The organism is Acinetobacter sp. yr461 (assembly GCF_900110445.1).
In the GTDB taxonomy this organism is placed as follows: domain Bacteria; phylum Pseudomonadota; class Gammaproteobacteria; order Pseudomonadales; family Moraxellaceae; genus Acinetobacter; species Acinetobacter calcoaceticus.
This window is the reverse complement of the sequence record NZ_FODU01000019.1, coordinates 1-23039: the sequence shown is the minus strand read 5'-3', so window position 1 is coordinate 23039 and position 23039 is coordinate 1. Positions and strand designations below refer to the sequence as shown.

At 40.3% G+C, this 23039-nt stretch carries 28 protein-coding genes and 2 tRNA genes; 25 read left to right on the top strand and 5 right to left on the bottom strand.

All coding sequences use genetic code 11. From position 1 onward, the window contains the following. The first annotated feature begins 83 nt into the window (after positions 1–83). The 18 genes from rplN (at position 84) to BMW38_RS17175 (ending at position 10194) form a co-directional block, all read left to right on the top strand. Positions 84–452, top strand: a complete 369-nt coding sequence (gene rplN, locus BMW38_RS17260) for a 50S ribosomal protein L14 (protein WP_001982634.1) — start codon at positions 84–86, stop codon at positions 450–452. Positions 453–461: 9 nt separating this feature from the next. Continuing rightward, complete coding sequence (gene rplX / locus BMW38_RS17255) at positions 462–779, top strand: 50S ribosomal protein L24 (protein WP_002116820.1); 318 nt, start codon at positions 462–464, stop codon at positions 777–779. Between the two features lie 15 nt (positions 780–794). Beyond that, positions 795–1331, top strand: a complete 537-nt coding sequence (gene rplE / locus BMW38_RS17250; RefSeq protein WP_003653658.1) for a 50S ribosomal protein L5 — start codon at positions 795–797, stop codon at positions 1329–1331. Between the two features lie 9 nt (positions 1332–1340). After that, the gene (rpsN, locus tag BMW38_RS17245) at positions 1341–1646 is read left to right on the top strand and encodes a 30S ribosomal protein S14 (RefSeq protein WP_003653657.1); all 306 of its coding nucleotides are present in this window, start codon (positions 1341–1343) and stop codon (positions 1644–1646) included. Positions 1647–1657: 11 nt separating this feature from the next. Beyond that, complete coding sequence (gene rpsH / locus BMW38_RS17240; RefSeq protein ID WP_003653656.1) at positions 1658–2053, top strand: 30S ribosomal protein S8; 396 nt, start codon at positions 1658–1660, stop codon at positions 2051–2053. Positions 2054–2066: 13 nt separating this feature from the next. Then, the gene (gene rplF, locus BMW38_RS17235) at positions 2067–2600 is read left to right on the top strand and encodes a 50S ribosomal protein L6 (RefSeq protein ID WP_003653655.1); all 534 of its coding nucleotides are present in this window, start codon (positions 2067–2069) and stop codon (positions 2598–2600) included. A gap of 14 nt (positions 2601–2614) precedes the next feature. Further along, the gene (gene rplR, locus BMW38_RS17230) at positions 2615–2965 is read left to right on the top strand and encodes a 50S ribosomal protein L18 (protein WP_003653654.1); all 351 of its coding nucleotides are present in this window, start codon (positions 2615–2617) and stop codon (positions 2963–2965) included. Between the two features lie 2 nt (positions 2966–2967). Further along, a complete protein-coding gene (gene rpsE, locus BMW38_RS17225) occupies positions 2968–3465 on the top strand; it encodes a 30S ribosomal protein S5 (RefSeq protein ID WP_003653653.1) in 498 nt (165 codons plus the stop codon). Positions 3466–3471: 6 nt separating this feature from the next. Then, positions 3472–3648, top strand: a complete 177-nt coding sequence (gene rpmD, locus BMW38_RS17220; protein ID WP_003653652.1) for a 50S ribosomal protein L30 — start codon at positions 3472–3474, stop codon at positions 3646–3648. A gap of 3 nt (positions 3649–3651) precedes the next feature. Then, entirely contained in the window at positions 3652–4092 is a 441-nt protein-coding gene (gene rplO / locus BMW38_RS17215; RefSeq protein WP_003653650.1) for a 50S ribosomal protein L15, read from the top strand. 45 nt (positions 4093–4137) lie between these two features. Further along, positions 4138–5457 (top strand): preprotein translocase subunit SecY, encoded by a 1320-nt coding sequence (gene secY / locus BMW38_RS17210; protein WP_170834093.1) that lies wholly within the window; start codon positions 4138–4140, stop codon positions 5455–5457. 20 nt (positions 5458–5477) lie between these two features. Continuing rightward, complete coding sequence (gene rpmJ / locus BMW38_RS17205; protein ID WP_000867907.1) at positions 5478–5594, top strand: 50S ribosomal protein L36; 117 nt, start codon at positions 5478–5480, stop codon at positions 5592–5594. Between the two features lie 105 nt (positions 5595–5699). Next, complete coding sequence (gene rpsM / locus BMW38_RS17200) at positions 5700–6056, top strand: 30S ribosomal protein S13 (protein WP_003653646.1); 357 nt, start codon at positions 5700–5702, stop codon at positions 6054–6056. A 19-nt stretch (positions 6057–6075) separates the two neighbouring features. Further along, positions 6076–6462 (top strand): 30S ribosomal protein S11, encoded by a 387-nt coding sequence (gene rpsK, locus BMW38_RS17195; RefSeq protein ID WP_001040166.1) that lies wholly within the window; start codon positions 6076–6078, stop codon positions 6460–6462. A 12-nt stretch (positions 6463–6474) separates the two neighbouring features. Continuing rightward, positions 6475–7101 (top strand): 30S ribosomal protein S4, encoded by a 627-nt coding sequence (gene rpsD / locus BMW38_RS17190; RefSeq protein WP_003653643.1) that lies wholly within the window; start codon positions 6475–6477, stop codon positions 7099–7101. 17 nt (positions 7102–7118) lie between these two features. Beyond that, positions 7119–8126, top strand: a complete 1008-nt coding sequence (gene rpoA, locus BMW38_RS17185; RefSeq protein ID WP_003653641.1) for a DNA-directed RNA polymerase subunit alpha — start codon at positions 7119–7121, stop codon at positions 8124–8126. 18 nt (positions 8127–8144) lie between these two features. Then, positions 8145–8522 carry a 50S ribosomal protein L17 gene (rplQ, locus tag BMW38_RS17180; RefSeq protein ID WP_002049717.1) on the top strand — a complete coding sequence of 126 codons (378 nt, stop codon included), beginning with the start codon at positions 8145–8147 and terminating at the stop codon, positions 8520–8522. A 181-nt stretch (positions 8523–8703) separates the two neighbouring features. After that, positions 8704–10194: a flavin-containing monooxygenase gene (locus tag BMW38_RS17175; RefSeq protein WP_092710339.1), complete on the top strand. Its 1491-nt coding sequence runs from the start codon at positions 8704–8706 to the stop codon at positions 10192–10194. Between the two features lie 50 nt (positions 10195–10244). Here the strand turns inward: BMW38_RS17175 and BMW38_RS17170 are convergent, their stop codons facing one another. Further along, the gene (locus tag BMW38_RS17170; protein WP_017388309.1) at positions 10245–11417 is read right to left on the bottom strand and encodes an acyl-CoA dehydrogenase family protein; all 1173 of its coding nucleotides are present in this window, start codon (positions 11415–11417) and stop codon (positions 10245–10247) included. Positions 11418–11606: 189 nt separating this feature from the next. Between BMW38_RS17170 and BMW38_RS17165 the strand changes: the two genes are divergently transcribed. The 5 genes from BMW38_RS17165 to BMW38_RS17145 all read left to right on the top strand — a co-directional run bounded on the left by BMW38_RS17165 (position 11607) and on the right by BMW38_RS17145 (position 17152). Further along, on the top strand, positions 11607–11864 hold the full coding sequence (locus BMW38_RS17165; protein WP_017388310.1) for an FAD assembly factor SdhE: 258 nt from the start codon (positions 11607–11609) through the stop codon (positions 11862–11864). A gap of 6 nt (positions 11865–11870) precedes the next feature. After that, on the top strand, positions 11871–12260 hold the full coding sequence (locus BMW38_RS19675) for a hypothetical protein (protein WP_092710336.1): 390 nt from the start codon (positions 11871–11873) through the stop codon (positions 12258–12260). A gap of 770 nt (positions 12261–13030) precedes the next feature. Then, positions 13031–14119, top strand: a complete 1089-nt coding sequence (locus BMW38_RS17155; RefSeq protein WP_092710332.1) for a hypothetical protein — start codon at positions 13031–13033, stop codon at positions 14117–14119. An 83-nt stretch (positions 14120–14202) separates the two neighbouring features. Continuing rightward, on the top strand, positions 14203–14778 hold the full coding sequence (gene rrtA, locus BMW38_RS17150) for a rhombosortase (protein ID WP_092710327.1): 576 nt from the start codon (positions 14203–14205) through the stop codon (positions 14776–14778). A gap of 178 nt (positions 14779–14956) precedes the next feature. After that, the gene (locus BMW38_RS17145; protein WP_092710323.1) at positions 14957–17152 is read left to right on the top strand and encodes a TRAP transporter large permease subunit; all 2196 of its coding nucleotides are present in this window, start codon (positions 14957–14959) and stop codon (positions 17150–17152) included. Between the two features lie 157 nt (positions 17153–17309). On the opposite strand, the gene BMW38_RS17140 is transcribed toward BMW38_RS17145, so the two are convergent. The 4 genes from BMW38_RS17140 to rnr form a co-directional block, all read right to left on the bottom strand. Beyond that, on the bottom strand, positions 17310–17735 hold the full coding sequence (locus BMW38_RS17140; RefSeq protein WP_092710319.1) for a hypothetical protein: 426 nt from the start codon (positions 17733–17735) through the stop codon (positions 17310–17312). Between the two features lie 11 nt (positions 17736–17746). Then, positions 17747–17956: a YheV family putative zinc ribbon protein gene (locus BMW38_RS17135; RefSeq protein ID WP_004639498.1), complete on the bottom strand. Its 210-nt coding sequence runs from the start codon at positions 17954–17956 to the stop codon at positions 17747–17749. 40 nt (positions 17957–17996) lie between these two features. Then, a complete protein-coding gene (locus BMW38_RS17130; protein ID WP_092710316.1) occupies positions 17997–20051 on the bottom strand; it encodes a M3 family metallopeptidase in 2055 nt (684 codons plus the stop codon). A gap of 134 nt (positions 20052–20185) precedes the next feature. Continuing rightward, entirely contained in the window at positions 20186–22600 is a 2415-nt protein-coding gene (gene rnr / locus BMW38_RS17125; RefSeq protein WP_213031193.1) for a ribonuclease R, read from the bottom strand. Between the two features lie 261 nt (positions 22601–22861). Here rnr and BMW38_RS17120 point away from each other — a divergent pair. Further along, positions 22862–22952: transfer RNA gene (locus BMW38_RS17120), tRNA-Ser, on the top strand. A gap of 9 nt (positions 22953–22961) precedes the next feature. Beyond that, a tRNA-Arg gene (locus tag BMW38_RS17115) sits at positions 22962–23038 on the top strand. Position 23039: the final 1 nt, after the last annotated feature.

The following is a 23039-nucleotide window of genomic DNA, read 5'->3' as shown; positions in this document are numbered from 1 at the left end:
CTTGTTGCATCATCGGTCAATTTCGAGTACTCTTTGAGCCTTTCGAAATTGTGACCGGTGATGCTCGGTTTTGGAGTAGGGCAATGATTCAAACCGAAACTATGCTCGACGTAGCAGACAACAGTGGTGCTCGCCGCGTACAATGTATTAAAGTACTTGGTGGTTCACATCGTCGTTATGCTTCTGTTGGCGACATTATTAAAGTTACTGTAAAAGAAGCAATCCCACGCGCACGTGTTAAAAAAGGTGACGTGATGAATGCGGTTGTAGTTCGTACTAAATTCGGCATTCGTCGTCCAGATGGTTCTGTGATCCGTTTTGATGATAATGCTGCAGTTATCCTGAACAACAACAAAGCTCCGATTGCTACTCGTATCTTCGGACCAGTGACTCGTGAACTTCGTACTGAACAGTTCATGAAAATCATTTCATTGGCTCCTGAAGTTCTATAAGAGGCAATCATGGCTAAGATTAAAAAAGGCGATCAAGTTATTGTGATCGCAGGTAAAGAAAAAGGCAAACAGGGTACTGTATTGTCTGTTTCTGAAGACCGCGTTAAGGTTGAAGGCCTTAACTTAGTGAAGAAGCATCAAAAGCCGAATCGTGTAACTGGCGCTGAAGGCGGTATTGTTACTCAAGAAGCTTCGCTTCATATTTCAAACGTGGCAATTTTAAATGCTACAACCCAGAAGGCTGACCGTGTTGGTTACCAAGTGATTGATGGCGTGAAAACTCGCGTTTATAAATCAAATGGTGAATCAGTGGCGGTAGCGAAGTAATAGGTTGAAAAGGCGATGGCCAGACTTAAAGCACGTTACAATGATGAACTTAAAGCCAAGTTAAAAGAAGAACTTAGCGTTAAGAACGTGATGGAAATTCCACGCATCACAAAAATCACCCTAAACATGGGTGTAGGCGCAGCTGCAACTGATAAGAAATTATTAGATGGTGCTGTAGTCGACATGCAACTAATTGCTGGTCAAAAACCAGTAATTACACTTGCTCGTAAATCTATCGCAGGTTTTAAAATCCGTGATGGGTGGCCGATTGGTTGTAAAGTTACTTTACGTGGCGACCAAATGTACGAATTCTTGGATCGTTTGATCTCAATCGCAATCCCTCGTATCCGTGACTTCCGTGGTTTCTCTTCGAAATCATTTGATGGTCGTGGTAACTATTCAATGGGTTTGAAAGAGCAAATCGTTTTCCCTGAAATCGATTTCGATAAGATTGATCGTATTCGTGGTATGGATATTACTATTACTACGACTGCTCGCACCGATGACGAAGGCCGTGCGCTTATGCGTGCATTCGGCTTCCCGTTCAAATAAGAGGTCGATATGGCTAAGAAAGGTATGATTAATCGCGAATTGAAACGCGAAAAAACAGTTGCTAAATACGCTGCAAAACGTGCTGAATTAAAAGCTACTATTGCAAACGTAAACGCAACTGAAGAAGAGCGTTTCGAAGCGACGTTAAAGTTACAGGCATTGCCACGTAATGCATCTCCGGTACGTCTTCGTAACCGTTGTGGTTTAACTGGTCGTCCTCATGGTTACTTCCGTAAGTTCGGTTTAAGCCGTAACAAATTACGTGACACAGTAATGCAGGGTGATGTACCAGGCGTTGTTAAGGCAAGCTGGTAAGGAGCGACTAAATGAGTATGCAAGATACCGTTGCCGACATGCTAACACGTGTTCGTAACGCACAAATGGCTAAGAAACAAACTGTTTCTATGCCTTCTTCTAAGTTGAAAGTTGCAATTGCAAACGTTCTTCAACAAGAAGGTTATGTTTCAAATGTAGAAGTTGCTCAAGAAGAGACAAAATCTACTTTGACAATTACTTTAAAATATTTCGAAGGCAAACCAGTTATCGAAGTGGTTAAGCGCGTAAGCCGTCCAGGTCTTCGCCAATACCGCGGTAAAGATAAACTTCCAAGCGTTAAGCAAGGTTTAGGTATTGCAATTGTTTCTACAAGCAAAGGCATCATGACTGATCGCGCTGCACGTGCTGCGGGCGTTGGTGGTGAAGTTATTGCTTTTGTTTCTTAATAGGTGATTCCTCATGTCTCGTGTGGCTAAAGCCCCAGTAACTGTACCAAATGGTGTAACAGTTACTCAGAACGGCCGGCAGGTCGAAGTGAAAGGCAGCAAAGGTACGTTGTCTTTCAACCTGCATGCGCTGGTCGAGCTAAAACAGGAAGAAGGTAAACTTCAACTTGCTCCAGTTAAAGAATCGAAAGATGCTTGGATGCAAGCTGGTACTGCTCGCGCTGTATTGAATAACCTTGTAAAAGGGGTTAGTGAAGGCTTCGAACGTAAGTTGCAGCTAGTTGGTGTTGGTTATAAAGCTGCGGTTAAGGGTACTGTTGTAAACCTTAACCTTGGTTTTTCACACCCAATTGACTACGCTTTACCTGAAAGTGTAACAGCGGAAACTCCAACTGCAACTGAAATCATTTTGAAATCAGCAAACAAGCAGTTGTTAGGTCAAGTAGCGGCAGAAATCCGTGCGTATCGTTCTCCTGAACCATATAAAGGTAAAGGTGTTCGTTATTCGGATGAAGTCATTCTTCGTAAAGAAGCTAAGAAGAAATAAGGCGCGAGGTTCTTATGAACGAAAAGAAACAAACCCGTTTGCGTCGTGCGAAAAGCACACGCTTGCACATCCGTGCATTGGGTGCGACTCGTTTGTGTGTAAACCGCACTCCGCGTCACATCTATGCTCAAGTTATTTCAGCAGATGGTGGCAAAGTTTTAGCACAAGCTTCAACTTTGGATGCATCTTTACGTAGCGGTACTACAGGTAATGTAGATGCGGCTACTAAAGTAGGTGCTTTAATCGCAGAGCGCGCGAAAGCAGCTGGTGTAACTAAAGTTGCATTTGACCGTTCTGGTTTTAAATATCATGGTCGTATCAAAGCCTTGGCTGATGCTGCTCGTGAAAACGGCTTGGAGTTCTAATCATGGCTAAAGTTGAACAAAACGAAGGTCTTGTTGAAAAGCTGGTTGCCGTTGATCGTGTAGCCAAAGTTGTTAAGGGCGGTCGTATCTTCTCTTTCACAGCATTAACTGTTGTGGGTGATGGTAATGGTCGTGTTGGTTTTGGTCGTGGTAAAGCACGTGAAGTTCCAGCTGCTATTTCTAAAGCACTTGAAGCTGCACGTCGCAACATGATTACTGTAGACCTTGCAGGTACTACTTTACAACACCCTGTGAATGCTCGTCATGGTGCAAGCCGTGTATATATGCAACCTGCTTCTGAAGGTACTGGCGTAATCGCTGGTGGCGCAATGCGTGCCGTTCTAGAAGCTGCAGGCGTGCATAACGTACTTGCTAAATGTTATGGTTCTACTAATGCTGCTAACGTAGTAAACGCAACTTTCAAAGGTTTGCGTGATATGACTTCTCCTGAGAAAGTCGCTGCGAAACGTGGTAAATCAGTAGCAGAAATTCAAGGGTAATCAATCATGAAAACGATTAAAGTTACCCAGACTAAATCTTCTTCACATCGCTTGAAAAATCACAAGCTTTGCTTACAAGGTTTAGGTCTGCGTCGTATTGGTCATACTGTAGAAGTGCAAGATACGCCTTCTAACCGTGGTATGGTCAACAAAGTCTACTATATGGTTAGTGTAGAGGAATAAGCCATGACTCTGCGTTTAAATGAGCTTGCGCCTGCAGAAGGTGCAAAACGTGAAAACCGTCGTTTAGGCCGTGGTATCGGTTCTGGCGTTGGTAAGACCGGTGGCCGTGGTGTCAAAGGTCAAAAATCACGTAAAAGTGGTGGCGTTCGTCCAGGCTTTGAAGGCGGTCAAACAGCGATTTATCGTCGTTTACCTAAATTCGGTTTCACTAGCCAAATCGCTTTAAAAACTGCTGAAGTACGTTTATCTGAGTTAAGCAAAGTTGAAGGCGACATCGTTAGCCTAGAAACTTTGAAAGCTGCGAATGTTGTTCGTCGTGACCAAATTCGTGCTCGTATCGTACTTTCTGGTGAAATCACTCGTGCATTCACTGTTCAAGGTGTTGCATTGACTAAAGGCGCTAAAGCTGCAATTGAAGCAGCTGGCGGCAAAGTCGAGGAGTAATCTCGAGTGTCTATGTCTCCTAGTTCTTCAGGTCATGTCAACATGATGAAAGGTCAGCCATTTCATGTGAAATATCGTGAAATTATTCGCCGGATGAGTTTTCTAATCGGTGCATTGCTGGTCTTTCGACTAGGAGCGCATATTCCAGTACCAGGCATTAATAATGCTGCGTTAGAAAATTTATTTCATGCGAACCAAGGAACTATTCTTGGGCTATTCAATATGTTTTCTGGCGGTGCTTTAGAGCGAATGTCTATTCTTGCTTTAGGAATTATGCCTTACATTTCTGCATCAATTATTGTGCAGTTAATGTCTACGGTAATTCCTTCACTAGAATCCTTGAAAAAGGAAGGTGAGCAAGGTAAGCGTAAAATTAATCAATATACGCGTCAGGGTACATTATTGCTTGCAGTGGTTCAGGCAGTTGGTATGTGCGCAGGTTTGATTGGTCAGGGTATTACTCTGTCAGTTGGTCTTGAGTTTTATATACCAGCAGTTACATCACTTGTCGCTGGAACTATGTTCTTAATGTGGCTAGGTGAACAAATCACTGAAAGAGGTATTGGTAACGGTATCTCAATGATTATTTTTGCTGGTATTGTTTCTGGTTTGCCTAAATTAATTATGCAATCAGTTTCATCAGTAGATAATGGTCAGACAAGTTTAATTGGTCTTGTGATCTTTGGTCTTTTGTCTTTAGGCGTGTTGGCTGCGATTGTGTTTATTGAAAAAGCACAACGTCGTATTCCAGTAAACTATGCACAAAAGCAGCAAGGTCGTCGTATATTTACGGCACAGCAGACACATTTGCCATTGAAAATTAATATGGCTGGTGTGATTCCTGCGATTTTTGCAAGTTCTTTACTATTGTTCCCAGCGAGTCTTGGTCAATGGGTGGGAAGTGCAGATGCAAATGCTGGATTAATTAAGCGTAGCTTACAAGATTTAGCTTTAGTATTGTCGCCTGGACAGCCTTTGTATTTGGTGCTCTTTGGTGCGTTAATTATCTTTTTCTGTTACTTTTATACGGCTTTAGTATTTAGCCCTAAGGAAGTATCAGAAAATCTAAAACGCAGCGGAGCTTATGTGCCTGGTATTCGCCCAGGTGAGCAAACTGCTCGTTACTTAGATCATATTCTTAATCGTTTGACGTTTATTGGTGCGATTTATATTACGGTCATTTGTTTAATGCCAATGATTCTACAAAGTTCTTTTGGGATCCCATTCTCTTTGGGTGGTACATCATTACTAATCGTAGTTGTCGTTGTTATGGACTTTATGGCTCAGCTACAAGCGCACTTAACATCTCATCAATATGATAATCAAACATTAATGAGAAAAACGACTGCTCATCCTAAGGGATAAGCGCACTTAGAGGTTTCATCATGAAAGTACAAGCTTCTGTAAAGAAAATTTGTGGTAGCTGTAAAGTTATCCGTCGTAATGGGGTTATTCGCGTAATTTGTAGCGCAGAACCTCGTCATAAGCAGCGTCAAGGTTAATCTAATCAAGACCTGTTGATTTCAGTAGGCGAATTGGGTTAATATCCGCCCCTCAAGATTTTGTGGGGCGGTTGATTATCTCTACTGCCTTTTTGGAGAAAGTGAATGGCTCGTATTGCCGGTGTAAACATTCCGGATAACAAGCATGCTGTTATCTCCCTCACTTACATCTTTGGTGTCGGTCGCCATACTGCTAAGAATATCTTAACTGCAGTTGGTATTACTGAAACTACTAAGATCCGTGAGTTGGACGATGCTCAGCTTGATGCGATTCGTGCAGAAGTTGCTAAGGTTCCTACCGAAGGTGACTTACGTCGCGAAATTTCCATGAACATTAAACGTTTAATGGATTTGGGTTGCTACCGCGGCCTTCGCCATCGTCGCAGCTTGCCTGTCCGTGGTCAACGCACCAAAACTAACGCACGTACCCGTAAAGGTCCGCGCAAACCGATTAAAAAGTAAGATTTCTGGAAGCTAAAAGATGGCTAAAGATACTCGCACACGCAAGAAGGTCACCCGTACCGTCTCTGAAGGTGTTGCACACATTCACGCGTCTTTTAATAACACCATTGTTACGATTACTGATCGTCAAGGTAATGCATTGGCTTGGGCCACCTCTGGTGGACAAGGCTTCCGTGGTTCACGTAAATCAACTCCGTTTGCTGCTCAGGTAGCTGCTGAAGTTGCTGGTAAAGCAGCTTTAGATTACGGTTTGAAAAATCTGGATGTCCTTGTAAAAGGTCCTGGTCCAGGTCGTGAGTCTGCGGTTCGTGCATTAGGCGCAGTGGGTTATAAAATTAACAGCATTACCGATGTGACGCCAATTCCTCACAACGGTTGCCGTCCACCTAAAAAACGTCGCGTGTAAGGAGAAACATTCATGGCTCGTTATATTGGTCCAAAATGCAAACTCTCTCGCCGCGAAGGGACAGACCTGCAACTTAAATCTGGCGTTAAACCTTTTGACGTCAAAACTAAAAAAGCTAACAAAGCACCTGGTCAACATGGTCAGGCACGCGGTGGTAAGCAATCTGAGTATTCACTACAATTACGTGAAAAACAAAAAGTCCGTCGTATTTACGGTGTGTTAGAACGTCAATTTAGTAACTACTATAAAGAAGCAGCTCGTGTTAAAGGCGCAACAGGTGAGAACTTGTTGAAATTGCTTGAAAGCCGTCTTGATAACGTTGTTTATCGCATGGGTTTTGGTTCTACACGTGCAGAAGCTCGTCAGTTAGTAAGTCACCGTAGCATTACTTTGAATGGTCGTCGTGTAAACATCGCATCTATTCAAGTTAAAGCTGGTGATGTAATTGCGGTTCACGAAGGTGCTAAACAACAATTGCGTATTAAAAACGCGATTGAGTTAGCTGCACAACGTGGTATTCCAGCTTGGATGGATGTTGATCATTCTAAGCTTGAAGGTACGTTTAAAGCTGCACCAGATCGTGCTGATTTACCTGCTGAAATCAATGAAAGCTTGATTGTAGAATTGTATTCTAAATAATCCTTGAGGTAGCAATAATGACGCGTACTGCAAACGAGTTTCTAACTCCGCAAGCGATCAAGGTCGAAGCGGTTAGCGGGACCTCGGCAAAAGTGATTCTAGAACCTTTAGAGCGTGGTTTTGGCCACACTCTAGGTAATGCTTTACGTCGCATTCTATTGTCTTCTTTACCTGGCGCTGCTGTGGTTGAAGTTGAGATAGAAGGTGTCGAGCACGAGTACAGTACTTTAGAAGGCTTGCAGCAGGACATCGTCGAGCTCTTGCTGAACCTAAAAGGATTGTCTATTAAGCTGTTCGATCAAAATGAAGCATATTTAACATTAGAGAAACAAGGTCCTGGCGAAATTACTGCTGCTGACCTTCGTTTACCTCATAATGTTGAAGTGGTTAATCCAGAACATTTAATAGGTACTTTGAGTGCTTCAGGCTCATTAAAAATGCGCTTGAAGGTTGCTCAAGGTCGTGGTTATGAAACATCTGATTCTCGTTTCCCTGAAGGTGAAACACGTCCTGTTGGTCGTTTGCAATTAGATGCTTCTTATAGCCCGATTAAGCGTGTTTCTTACACCGTTGAAAATGCGCGTGTAGAACAACGTACCGATTTAGATAAACTGGTAATCGACCTCGAGACAAATGGAACGGTTGATCCTGAAGAAGCAATCCGCAAAGCGGCAACAATCTTGCAACAACAAATTGCAATTTTTGTTGATCTTCAGAAAGACCAAACTCCAGTTGCTCAAGAGCCTCGTGAAGAAGTTGACCCAATCTTGCTTCGCCCAGTAGATGATCTAGAGCTTACTGTTCGTTCTGCTAACTGTTTGAAAGCAGAAAATATTTACTACATTGGTGATCTTGTTCAACGTACTGAAGTTGAGTTGTTAAAAACTCCTAACCTTGGTAAAAAATCGTTAACAGAGATCAAAGATGTTTTGGCATCGAAAGGCTTACAACTCGGTATGCGTCTTGAAAACTGGCCACCAGCTAGTCTTCGTATGGACGACCGTTTTGCCTATCGTAGCCGTTAATTAAGTAGGACTATCACCATGCGTCATCGTAATAGTGGTGTGAAATTAGGCCGTACAAGCAGCCATCGTAAAGCGATGTTCCAAAACTTGGCTAATTCTTTATTTGAACACGAGTTGATCAAAACAACTGTGCCTAAAGCTAAAGAATTACGTCGTGTTGCTGAGCCTTTAATCACTCTAGCAAAAAACGATACTGTAGCAAATCGTCGTTTAGCATTTGCTCGTACTCGTAATGCTGCAACTGTAGGTAAATTATTTACCGTACTCGGCCCTCGTTACAAAGAACGTAACGGCGGTTATCTACGTGTTCTTAAAGCGGGCTTCCGTGCTGGTGATGCAGCGCCGATGGCTTACGTTGAGCTTGTAGATCGTGAAGTGAACACTTCAGCTGAATAATTGATTTTATTCAAAAAAGACCGGTTCTATACCGGTCTTTTTTATTTTTGTTAATTAATAAAATTATAAAAATGTCCTCAAGTGACATAAAAAAACGGATAAACGGTCAAACTTGACATTGTGTATTGTCAAAATTGTGCTTTAATAAACTTATATTCTCAACAATGGGTATAAAAATAAAATGGAAAAGCAAGTTGATATTTTAATCATTGGCGCAGGTATCTCAGGAATTGGAATTGCTGCCCATTTATCAAAAAATTCGCCACAACGCCAATTTGAAATTTTAGAGCGTCGTGAATCTTTTGGTGGAACATGGGATCTTTTCCGTTATCCAGGCATTCGCTCAGACTCAGATATGTCCACATTTGGTTTTAATTTTAAACCATGGTGTAAAGCGAATGTATTAGCTGATGGTGCTTCTATTAAAGGGTATTTAGGCGAAGTCATTGATGAATATAAATTAAAAGAAAAAATTCACTTTGGTCATCGTGTGCTTTCTGCTAATTATGATTCTGAATCAAAGAAATGGCAGGTTGTAATTGAAGATGGTAAGAAAAAACAACAGACTTGGATTGCTAATTTTGTTGTAGGTTGTACCGGTTATTATAATTATGATCAGGGATATGCTCCTTCTTTCCCAAATCAAGAAGCTTTTAAAGGGCAGCTTATTCACCCACAGCATTGGCCTGAGAATTTAGATTACACAGGCAAAAAAGTCGTTATTATTGGTAGTGGCGCAACTGCAATTACTTTAGTTCCGGCAATGGCTAAAGGTGGCGCTGGTCATGTAACGATGTTGCAGCGTTCACCAACGTATATTGCTAGTGTACCGTCTATCGATTTCGTTTATGAAAAAACGCGTAAATTTATGTCTGAAGAAACAGCTTATAAATTTACCCGCGCACGTAATATTGGTATGCAGCGCGCTATTTATGCATTATCGCAGAAACATCCAAAGACTGTACGTCGTTTACTCTTAAAAGCAATTGAAGTGCAGTTGAAGGGTAAGGTAGATATGAAGCATTTTACACCTTCATATAACCCTTGGGATCAACGTTTGTGTGTGGTACCTGATGGCGATTTGTTTAAAATTTTGCGTGAAGGTAAAGCAAGCGTAGAAACTGATCAGATTGAGAAATTTACCGAAAAAGGTATTCTACTTAAATCTGGTAAACACCTTGATGCTGATATTGTTGTTTCTGCAACAGGCTTACAAGTTCAGATTATGGGTGGTGTTCAGGCGACTATTGATGGGAAAGCAGTTAATTCATCTGAGCATATGCTTTATAACGGTGTGATGTTAAGTGATGTACCAAACATGGCTATGATTATTGGTTATGTAAATGCATCGTGGACCCTTAAAGTTGATATCGCTGCGGAATATATTTGTCGCTTGTTAAATTATATGGATAAAAATCACTATGATGAAGTGATTCCATCAGGTGATAAAACTGAAATGGAAGAAGATACTGTAATGGGTAAATTGTCTTCAGGTTATATTAGCCGTGCGGCACATGAACTTCCAAAACAGGGTAAGCATGCTCCATGGCAAGTCACTAATAACTATTTAGAAGATAGAAAGTCGCTGAAAAATTCAAAATTTGAAGATGGTGTTCTACATTTTCATAAACGTTCAGAAGCTAATGAGCGTAAGCCAAAATTAGTATCTTAATAGATATTAGATAAAGAAAAGGGGCATAATGCCCCTTTCTTATGTAGGTATTAAAGTGTTCTTGAAATTAACTCTTTCATGATTTCATTGGTACCTGCATAAATTCGATTTGCTCGATGATCAATGTATGCACGTGCAATTGGATATTCAAGCATATAGCCATAACCACCATGCAATTGAAGACACTCATCTACAATTTTTGAGAACATGTCTGAAATTTTATATTTAGCAGCTGCAGCAGCTTCCACACTCAATTTTTCTTCAAGTTGTAATTCCATACAACGATCTAAATAAGTACGGCAGAAATCTATTTCTGTTCTCAGTTCAGCAAGTTTAAAACGCGTATTTTGAAAAGCACCAATATGTTTACCAAATGCTTTACGGTCTTTTGTGTATTGAACCGTATGTGCAAATGCCGCTTCAGCTCCTGCCTGACAAATAATAGCAACTAGCATTCGTTCCCAAGCTAACTCTTTCATGAGCATAATAAAGCCCATGCCTTCCATACCTAAAAGATTTTCTTTAGGAACGCGAACGTTATCGAAAAACAATTCGCATGTATCTTGACCTTTCATTCCAATTTTATTCAGAGGCTTACCTTTGCTAAAACCAGCTCGGTCTGCTTCAACAATAATGAGTGATAAGTTTGCTGAACCTTTGTCGTTATTGCCAGTTTTACAAACCACTACGACCATGTCACATAAATAACCATTAGTGATGAAAATCTTGGAACCATTAATTACATAATCATCACCATCAAGAACGGCTGTGGTTCTTACTGCTTGTAAATCAGAACCAGTGCCTGGTTCAGTCATGGCAATAGCTGTGACCACTTCTCCAGTGGCCATTTTAGGTAACCATTTTTGTTTTTGTTCTTCATTACCAAAATTGTTCACATAATTGGCAACAATATCTGAATGCAAAGAGAAGCCCGTGCTAGAGTCCATAGCATAAGCTTGTTCTTCGATTAAGATCATACTGTACAAGCGGTCTACTCCGGATCCACCGTATTGTTCTGGCATTGTGGTACACAAGAGGCCTAATTCTCCAGCCTTATTCCAAAGATCGCGATCAACATGTTGCTGTTTTTCATATTTTTCAATATTGGGAACAACTTCTTTTTCATAAAATTTACGAACTGTTTCGCGGAAGGCCTCATGTTCTTCGTTAAATAATTGTCTCGGTAACATATTTGGAATGGGACGGATAGCACCAGATTGCATTTGTATTTCTTCCTTGGTTCAGGTGTGATGTTATGAACTTAAACATACGGAAGCCTTGCTTATGTAACAATGTGATGAATGCTCAATTATGAGTACAAGATGATAAATTTGGTCAATTTGATATTTTTAGCGATCTTTGGAATGTGATCAGGTAAACTAAGCGCACTATCAACGCAGATGGGGAAATAAATGTCTGACGAAATGACCTTGGAAGAACGTAAAGTAATTTATCGAGCACGCCGCGGCTTAAAAGAAATTGACGTCTATTTTGACCCTTATGTAAAAAACTATTATCTAAAAGCGGATTCGGCAGAGAAGGCCTTATTTGCAGAGTTAGTTGAACAAGAAGATCCTGATTTACTCGATTGGTTCATGGAAGTTTCTGAACCTCCACGTACAGAGTTACGTGAATTTATTTATAAATTAAAACAGTACGTTCATGGCTAAACTGTTTTGATAAAAGAATTAAATTTTGAGCTGAAATATAGTCATTTCTCGATAATATTTCAGCTTTTTATTGGCTTGAGTTTAGCCATCCTACTTTATCAATTGTTATCACCCATTTGGTGGTTGATTGCTTTCATCCTTTTATCTATTAGTTTTCTATTTTTTTTAAGACAATCACGAATTTCTCAAATTGCATATTTAGACCAAAAATCGTGGTCAATTGCATACTCCTCACAAAAGATAATCTCTCGTGTCGAAATTTCTAAAATAATTGATTATCAGTTGTTTATGATTATTTATCTTGAAGGGGCACCTATAAAGGTAGCCATAATTTGGTTTGATCAACTTCCTTTGCAGCATTGGAAAAAGCTAAAAGTCTTACAGAAACTTCATTAATTGTTAGACAATTCTACATTTGTATATTTATTTAAAAATTATAAAAAACAATAATTTAATCTTTATTTTTTTGCTTGAGTTTAGGATTGTCTAATTAAAAATTAGAAAAAAGCTAAGGAAATACAATTGTCTGACAATTTCACCTATGGGTATCTAGTTGATCGGTTAAAGTACAAACACCAACGTAAAGTGTGTCGGAGGTCTCAAAATGGAGATGCCAACATGGTCGTTCTTGGTCATTGCCATCATTTTGGCAGTGGTGATCGGAAGAGCAGGAACTTTACTCAGGGAATATCTTAACAAAGTTAATTTTAGCAAAGTTAAGAGACAGAGGATGCAACGTCGTCGATCAGTCAATTATTAAATTGGTTAGTCGATTAATTTCATCAAGTGTCCAGTTTATAACTGGGTGCGATTGTAGTAAAGGAGGTCTCTCATGGAGATTTCAATGTGGATGTTTCTGTTAATTGCAGTGCTTATGGCTGTGGTAGTAGGAAGAGCAGGAACTTTACTTAAGGATTATCTAGAACAAAAATAATATAAGCCGTTAAAAGCTTATCTCAGTTAATAAGTAGCATGTGCTGAACCGTCGCAATGCTACTTTTTTTTGCCTAAAATTTCTGTTTTCTGAAAAAACTGTCAATTTTATCTACTGTGAAGTATGTCAAAGTATAAGCGCTACAATTAGAGTAATTACTCTTTTATTCAAGATATGCATCTGCTAATGTACATCTGAAAAGGAAAAAACAAATTACATAGAGGACAGGAAGATGTCTAAAGTCCAAAAAATAAGCCAAGGTTTGGCGGTAAGTTTGCTTGCAGCTTCAGTTTTATCAGGTTGTTCATACGTCGTGAAAACCGGAGCAAATGTTGCTTTAGGTTTTACGGAAAAGCACGTCGTTCCACCTATTTTAGCAATGCAAGATGCTGAAATGGTTTGTAATACGGGTAGTGCATTAACACCTGCAATTATGTCTACCAAAGGTATGGGTGCAGATCCAACTCGTGTTGCTGTATTAATGTATGCCGCATCAGGTGTATGTGCGGAAAACCAAGCGTTAGAACAGGAATTACGTTATTTACGTGCATCAAAAGCAGGTCAAGTAACCGAAGCTCAAGATGCTCGTATTGCTCAGAAACGTTGGGCAGCAATTGCTGCTGAGCGTCAATATACGGGCTATAAATTGTTCGCTGACCGTTGGGAATCTAAATATAAATATCATTTAGGTGATTCTTGTCCAACGATGCGTAGTGATACTGATCAAACTGTATATTTACTAGGAATGATTAGTGGCCTTCAGGCTGTAACCAATGATATTAACTCTGGTGGTGCAGTCAATGTTCCAAAAGATATTGCTGCTATTGTAGAGCGCGGTATGGTTTGTCTAGATAATGAAAAATTCTGGGGCGCACCTAATGCAACACGTGCTGTTATTTGGACCTTACTGCCTGGGGCTGATGAAGGGAAACCTGACCCATATCAAACTTTAAAACAGTCAGTTCAAATTGGTGAACAAAAAGGTGTTCGCCTGTCCCATGCTTTGTATGCGGTAGCTGCCCAAGCAAGTGGTGATGATGTAAAAATCCGTGATGCATTAAGATCATATGCCGCATCTCAAGCTGATGATAAGCCTGTCAATCCGAACTTTAAGTTAATCGATAGTATGGCTGGTCTGATTGTACGTGGTATTTCTGACCGTTACTGGACAGAGCATACCGGTGTACGTACTGGAGATGATGGTATGTCACATTTCTGGGATGATAAGAATGAAGGTGCAGCAGAGTTAGATGAATTGTTTGATGGAGGGGCCGCATCTGAAGCTCCTGCAGACTCATCTGCTCCACCAGCAGCGCAGTAAAAATATTTGAAAGGTTAACTTCTTGCGAGACTGTTGTTAAGTTTTACAATGGTAGCAAGAAGTTTAATTTCAAGGAGTGTGCCATGAAGGATCATGTACTGAATAATAAAGTGCTTTTGGTCGCAGTGTGCATTTCTGTGTCTGCCTGTCTACAGGTGTTTCCTGATACATTTATTTATTGGCGTGAAAGCCTACTTGGCGAATTCTGGCGTTTGTGGACAGCACATTGGGTACACGTTGGGTGGATTCATTTCCTTTTAAATATGATGGCATTCGCCTGTTTACCGTTTATCTTCCCGCATACCAAAGCGTGGCATCTTTTAAGTCTGCTTCTGCTTTTGCCACCGTTCATTAGTTTGGTGTTCTATTTCTATTTACCTTATATCGAAGCGTATGCAGGGCTATCTGGTGTATTACATGGGCTCTATACAGCAGTTGCTTTAGTTTACTTGCAATATCGTAAAGAACGGAATTTTGCTTTTCTGGTTTTAGGATTAATTATTGCAAAACTGATATGGGAAAATACCTTTGGGCAAACAGGAACGGCCCAGTTAATAGGAAGCCCAGTTTTAACTGAAGCTCACTTATATGGCGCGATTGGTGGCGCAATCTTTGGTGGGTGCTATTGGCTGGTACAGAGAGTAAAAAAGAAATATTGACAATACGAACTGTTAAAAAAGTGATTTTAGTCATTCTTTATTAATAAAGTTTGATGCAAATTTGATCGTTGAATAAAGGGATTGGTAGAAGGGGTATGGATTTAACCCCTGACCAAGAAAATTGCATGACTCAAGTCTTTATTTTTTAAGGACTTGAGAGAACAAAATTGGAATATTTATGCAAGAATATCAAGAAAAAAGATCTGGATTAGGTCTGTTGGGTTATATCTGGAACGAATGGATCTCAACATTCGTCATCCTCACTCTGCTATTAATGACTTTAATCATTGGTACCGGGGAAATGATCCACGGACAATTATTACGTATCGGGGAGCGTCTTTATGGTGACCCTGCTATAGGCATGCAATATTCATTTTTGCGTGCTGAACCTGAAAAGCCGACTTGTGATCGACATCCAAATATCGATGCTCAAGTAAAAGAACAAATGAAAGCCAATGCATCTGACGATTTCTCGAGTTTCTTTGGTGCAGCATCGGAAAGTGATGTCCGTGCATCGCTACTCGCTGCACAGCAACAATGTGACGAGAAATATCAGGCATATGACAAGACAATTAAATATATCGAAGCTAACCCAGGGGTGCGTACTTACCGTACCATCGAGACAGGTTTCTTTGGTATTTTTAAATTTGGTACAGAAAATCGCGCAATTTTACTGATTTTTATGGTTTTGATTTCTGCGATTACAGCATCGTTAAAATTTCACCATATTGGCTTACGTAATCCGGCAACAAAAATAGATTACAAAGTCTATTCCATCTTTATGGTGGTTGCTAATGCACTACTCAGTTTCTCTGTAATTAGCCAGTATCGTTCAGTTATTAATTCTGGGGTAACACCAACCTATGAAACAGTAACTATTTACTGGATATGGATGATTCTATTTGTTGTTCTGACTTTAATTAGTCTTTATCAACTATTTGTTTCACCTCCACCAAAACGTGAAGGCGGTAATATTGGCTTAGCCCTTCTAAGTGTACCTTTATATGCTTACATGGGTTTGATTACAGGTATCGTATTTACATTCTTCATGGATTATCCAATGGGGCAAGGGATTTACCTTGGTTTATTGGTTGAGTTCTCAGGTATTTTCTTAAACCTTGCCTTGTTTATTTGGGCAGGTATGCTCCTAACTCAAACACGTGTTATGGATTTATTCCTTAATGTGCTTCGTCCATGGAATTTGGCACCAGAAACCCTAACATGGTTAATCCTAATTGCAGCTGCGGTACCAACGGCTTATACAGGTGCATCAGGTATTTTCGTTATTGCGGCAGGTGCGATTATTTATAAAGAAGTTTGGAATGCAGGTGCTCGCCGTCAATATGCTTTGGCTGTGTCTGCAATGTCAGGTTCTTTAGGGGTAGTTGTACGTCCATGTTTACTGGTCGTTTTAATTGCCATGCTTGATAGCCGTCATGTAACGTCCGATGAGTTGTTTGGCCATGGTGTTTATGTATTTTGGCTAACCGCATTTATTTTCTTGGGTGTTTCATTACTATTGGCTGAAGAAAAATTCCGCGTGAATTCACCAAAAGTAGCGATTCCGGGTATGTTACGTGCCTTTGTACCCGTTATTCCATACATTCTGATCACTGCTGTTGTTCTTGCGATCTATAAATATGCGCTAGATACAGGAATGAATGAATTTACTGCGCCAGTAATTTTGCCATTAGTCCTGATCGCAATGATCTTGTATGACAAATTGGTGTCTACAAAAGAAGCTCCTGCAATCAATATTCATGAAGCAATTGTTCGTGAACATGAGCAAAAATCTCCATTCTTGCAGTCACATGATCCACATAGTTCTCAATACCGTCTTGGTTTTGGTGGAGCACTTCGTTTTGCGACCTCAGAAACTGTAGGTCATATTGGTGCACTAATTATCTTGATGGCATTGTCTGCAAGTGTAGGTGGTTTAATTGAACGCTCTGAAGTGGTTGAATTATTGCCAACTCATTTAGGCAGTATCTATATATCACTGGCATGTATTGCACTGCTACTTGCGATTATTGGTATGTGTACCGATCCATTTGGTGCTGTAATTTTAGTTGCTGCAACCATTGCACCTGTGGCATACGAAAATGGTATTCATCCAATTCACTTCTGGATGATTGTGTTGGTTGCATTCGAATTTGGTTATGTAACTCCACCAGTTGCCTTGAACCATCTACTCACGCGGTTGTCCGTCGGAGATGATGAAGTTAATGCGGCGGATGCTGAAGCGAAAGAGAAATATACAAGTTTCTACTTCCGTTATGAGCGCTGGTTACTACCAATTATTGTCTTGTTCTCATCATTGGTATTGGTTACTTATGTACCGTATGTGTTCAAGTTATTCGATTGGTATAAATAACTTAAATTAAAGTATCTGTAATACAAAAAAGCCCTCCTAAATGGAGGGCTTTTTTGTATTACAGATACTTTTGGAAAAAAGATGACTAAAATTATTTTAATTAAAATAAAAAAGCTAAAGATGAATAACTTTAGCTTTTTAAGTTCCCATTGAAAAACTATTGATGCTTGAGTTGAGCTTCAAGCAATTTAACTTGTTCTTCTTTGAGTTTCGTTAATTGATCTGCATCTGCATGCTGAGCTTTTAATGAACTTTCTTGATCTTGCAACTGACGGTGGATGTCATCGAGTTTAGACACTTCTTCTTTAGCTAAAGATTCTTGAGCAGGTACAGGCTGTTTAAGCACATCTTCATTCACCAGTTGTTGTGAACTCGCAGCCTCTGCTTTCGGTTCAGAAGCTGATGATGGATCAGTGGCTTTAACAGGCGCAGGTGTCGAAACAGGATGAGGATCAACCATTGGTGTGGATGACTCGGTTTTTTTGAAAAACCATTGTGCAGCGAAAAAAAGCACTACGAGAATGCTTAAGCCCCCAATTAAAATCCACAATAGTTTTGAGTTTTGTTTTCTTTGTAGTGGCATCTCTAAGACCTTTAGTCAGGACGACGAGGCTTGAACTGTATTACTCCAACTTCATCAGGTACAGCAGGTGCTTCAGGCTCATCAATATGAGTCGGACGATTTTCGCTATAACCGCATTCGATACATTCAATCCATTCGTCTTCAGCGGTGGTTAGCATGACAATCCGATCTGTTGCTTCACATTTTGGACATTTAGCCCCAGCAATGAAACGTTTTTTCATCTTTATCACCCTAACCACACGATCAATTTAGGCCCATAGTTTAAGCGGTTTTGCTGTCATTCGTCCAACCTTGATGACGTAACAATGCATCAATTTTAGGTTCACGACCACGGAAATTAACAAATGCTTCAAGCGCAGTGTCTTTTCCGCCTACAGCTAAAATCGCCTGACGGAATTCTTTACCCGTTTGAGTATTGAAAATACCTTCATGTTCAAAACGGTCAAATGCATCGCTAGCTAACACTTCTGCCCATTTGTAAGAGTAATAACCTGCTGCATAACCGCCTGCAAAAATATGACTAAAACTATGTTGGAAACGGTTGTATCCGACCGTAGGAACGACAGCATATTGGCTACGTATTTCATTTAAAGTCTGCTGAATTTGCTCACTGTTCAGTGCTGGTGTTTTGGTGTGAATTGTTAAATCAAACAAGGCAAATTCAAGTTGACGTAAAGTCTGCATGCCAGATTGGAAGAAGCGGGCATTTAATAAAGCATCTAATAATTCTTGTGGTAAGGTTTGTTTACTCTCAATGTGCTCACTTAATACATCTAGACTTTCTTTATCCCAAGACCAGAATTCCATGAACTGACTTGGTAGTTCTACCGCATCCCAAGCGACACCATGAGTACCTGCAACCGAAATGTTATCTACTTCGGTCAGCATGTGATGTAAACCATGTCCAAACTCATGGAATAAGGTGATGACTTCATCATGAGTCAGTAAAGCAGGCTGATCACCTACTGGAGGTGTAAAGTTACATACCATGTAGCAAATTGGTTTTTGTAGACCGTGAAGAGTCTGCATGCGTGAGCGGAAACCATTCATCCATGCACCACCACGTTTACCCGTACGTGCATAGATGTCAAAGAAGAATCCACCAATAACTTGGCCTTGGTCTTCTAACTCAAAATAACGTGCATCTGGGTGCCAGACAGGTGCTTGTCGCTCAATGATGCTAATACCATATAAGCGCTGCACGATCTGGAATAATCCTTGAATGACTTTAGGTGCAGGGAAGTAAGGTTTTAATGCTTCTTGAGATAAGTTGAACTGTTGTTGTTTTAGCTTTTCAGAATAATAAGTGGTATCCCAAGGTTGAAGTTCATCTACCCCATCTTGTTTGGCAATATCTCGAAGTTCAGCAACTTCTTGGAGAGCAGGGGCACGTGCATGTTCGGCTAGATCAACCAAAAACTCATGTACTGTTTTTACATCTGGCGCCATCTTGCTTGCAAGAGAATATTCCGCATAATTATTAAAACCGAGTAGCTTCGCCATTTCTTGACGAAGACTCAAAATTTCTTCCATAATTTTGCTGTTATCAAATTCAGCTTGCTCAGACTGATCAGAAGCACGAGTCACATACGCTCTATAAAGCTCTTCACGTAATGAACGGTCATCTGCATAGGTCATAATGGCAAAGTAAGCGGGGAAGTCCAGAGTTGCAACAGCTTGGTCGAGTTCACGTTGTTTACCGTACTGTTTCAACAACTCAACATTACTTTCTGGAAGACCTTTTAGCTCAGCTTCTGTAAGGGGTTTAAAATAAGCTTGTGTTGCATCAAGTACATGATTAGAAAAATCAGAAGAAATTTGTGACAAACGTGCAGAAATCTCTGCATAACGTTTTTTCTCTTCACCCTCTAAAGCCACACCTGAAAGTTTAAAATCACGTAAGGCAAGGCGAATAGCACTTTGTTGGGCTGGACTAAGAGACGTATAGCCCTGACCATCATGGATATGTTGATACGTTTGATAAAGCGCCGTGTGTTGACCAAGCTGAGTATAGTATTCACTCAACGCTGGTAATAACGATTGATAGACTTCTCTGGTTTCAGCATTGTTCATCACAGCATTTAAATGTGATAAAACACCCCATGATTCACTGAGGTTGTTTTCAAGTGTATCGACTTGTTCAAGTACGGCAAGTTGTTGAGCGGTATCGCTAGGTACAACTGTAAGCGTATTTAAAAATTCTTGACCTGCTTGAATCGCTTGTTGGATGTCTTCTTTTAAATTTTCTAATTCAATTTGATCAAAACGCGGAGTTGGTAAGGTCGCTTGTTGAAAAGTCATTGCTGTTAGCCACATTATTTTTTAAACATAGTATTAGATGTAGGTCCTGTCAGGTAGGAAATCAAGTTTAATTTGCAAAATAAGCTTTTTAAAAAGAAATAAGCTCCAAATCGGAGCTTATTTCTAAATTGGCAACATCTATTGTTTAATTATTCAGCCTTTGATTTTGCATTGGCCTTTTTCTTTTTAGGCTTAGACTTTTTCTTTACTTTTTCTGGTTTACTTTCTGCTTTTGCAGAAGTTTTTTTACCAGGCTTTTTAGTATAAGAACTAGGCTTGGCTTTCTCTTTCTTTTTGTGAACAGGCTTTTCGCCATCACTACTTGTTGGTTTGCTGAAAACTTCTTCAGTTGCCTGTGAAGATGTTTTGGTTGTGCGTGGAGCTCGGCTACGAACTACTCGTCCTGCATGTGTGACTTGTTGAAGAAGCTGGAAGTCAATTTTACGTTCTTCAAGATTTACGCCAGCAACCTGAATTTTAACTTCATCGCCTAAACCAAAAACTTGACCTCTATTTTGGCCTACAAGATTTTGACTCGCTTGGTCATAAATAAAGAAGTCATCACCGAGTTGGCTAATATGAATCATGCCATCGACATATAAGTCTTTCAGTGTCACGAACAAACCAAACTCAGTTACGGCACTTACAATACCAATGAATTCCTCGCCTAAATGCTGTTGCATATAGTGACATTTCAACCAAGTCGTTACACTACGAGATGCTTCATCTGCACGGCGTTCAGTTTTAGAAAAATGTTCACCAGCATCATCTAGTGCAGCGCCAGAAAGTGGAGAAGGTTTTTGTTTTAGATGAGCTTTAATCGCACGGTGTAACAATAAATCTGGGTAACGACGGATTGGCGAAGTGAAATGCGTATATGCTTCATAAGCCAAACCATAGTGCCCCGCATTTTTTGCGCCATAATAAGCTTGCATCATTGAGCGTAATAACACGGCGTGAATGCTTGGTGCATCAATACGGTCTTTGGTTGCTTCGATGACTCGTTGATAATCTGCTTGAGTTGGCTGGTCAGGGAAGGGTAGACCAAGTAATTTAACAAAGTCTTTTACTTTCTGAATACGTGAAAACTCAGGAGCTTCATGTACGCGATACAACATTGGAATATCATTTTCTAACGCATATTCAGCTGCAGCTACGTTAGCAAGTAACATACATTCTTCAATCAGCTTATGAGCTTCATTACGTGTACGTGGCAAAATTTCTTTAATCCCGCCTAGCTCATCAAAAGTCATGTACGTTTCAATGGTTTCAAATTCCATTGCATGACGATCGGCACGTAAGTTTTTCAAAATTTGATAAAGCTGGAAAAGCGTATTTAAGGATTTATGAACATCGCGATCTTTTGGAATCGCATCTGTTGCGCCTTCAAAATATTGTGCTACTTGGGTATAGGTCAAACGTGCTTTTGAGTGCATGACCGATGGATAAAACTCAAAGCCAGTTACAAGGCCTGTACGAGAGAGTTTAAGGTCACAGACCATACATAAACGGTCTACATGCGGATTCAGAGAGCACAGCCCATTTGACAATGCTTCTGGTAGCATTGGTAATACAAAGTGTGGGAAGTATACAGAAGTACCTCGTTCCTCAGCTTCTTCATTGAGGGCTGAGTCTAAGCGTACATAATGACTTACGTCAGCAATTGCCACCACCACCCGGTAACCACCACCCGGACGTTTTTCTGCATAAACAGCATCGTCAAAATCGCGTGCATCTTCACCATCAATCGTAACTAATGCTAAATCTCTTAAATCAATGCGGCCTTCACGGTCTTGAGCAGATGGCTCTTTAAAACTTTCTGCTTCTTTTAATACCTGATCTGGAAACTCATATGGCAAACCAAACTCAAGAATGGTTTGTGGAATGATAATTTCTGTATCAGCTTTATCGGCCATAGATTGAATAATATGCGCCGTTGAAAACTCTTCGCGGGTCGGATAGCTATCAATTGCAACACGTAGCATATCGCCAACATTTACTTCAGCGTGTTTTACGAGTTCTTTTTCTAAAGGAATAGGTTGGTGCTGATTAGGACTGTTGGGTTGAATAAAATATTCGCCCTCATGAACTGACAATTTACCGATCAATTGTTTGACGCGATGTTGTAAAACTTCTGTAATAAAACCCCAAGGTTTACCTTTACGGTCTACCGAAGTCTGGCGTACTCTAACTCGGTCACCATTAAATACTAAACGTAATTCACGTTCAGGAAGTAAAAGGTCAGTTTGACCATCAATATGTGCTGTACCTAAACCTTTACTATTAATATAAACAGTTGCTTCATATGTTGGTTGATCTGCCACCAACTGAAATTTAAAACCGTCTTTCATGATTTGACCATCACGAACCATAGCACTTAAACGATGACTTAACGCTTCGATACTTTTTTGGTCATGAATATTAAAATGATCGACAAGCTCTGCATGAGATTGTGGTGTTTGCACCTGCTCCAATGTATCTAAAATAAGAGTACGGCTTGGAATAGGATTGTCATAACGTTCAGCTTCAGCTTTCGCTTCAGGGTCAGCCCAGTTTTTTGTCATGTCGTTTGGTTTCACGCTTGGCAGATAAGTTTAGCATAAGCCATGCAGACCCGAACTGCACGTTTAGGTTTGCAATAATGTGTTATGCACTACAGTATTTTGATGAAGAAATAATATCTATCTTAACAAGCGTTTGATCGAAAAAGACGAAAATAATGAGTAAATTGCTTAAAAAGTAATTCATTGAACTAAAAAACAAGAAAATTTCAGTATGATGACTTGATCAATGTGGTTTTAGTTTGTATTATGGCGGCTCGTTCCGGTGAGGTGGATGAGTGGCTGAAATCACTTCCCTGCTAAGGAAGCATACCTATTACTGGTATCGAGGGTTCGAATCCCTCTCTCACCGCCATTACTTAATGCGCTCATAGCTCAGCTGGATAGAGCACTTGGCTACGAACTAAGGGGTCGGGAGTTCGAATCTCTCTGAGCGCACCAA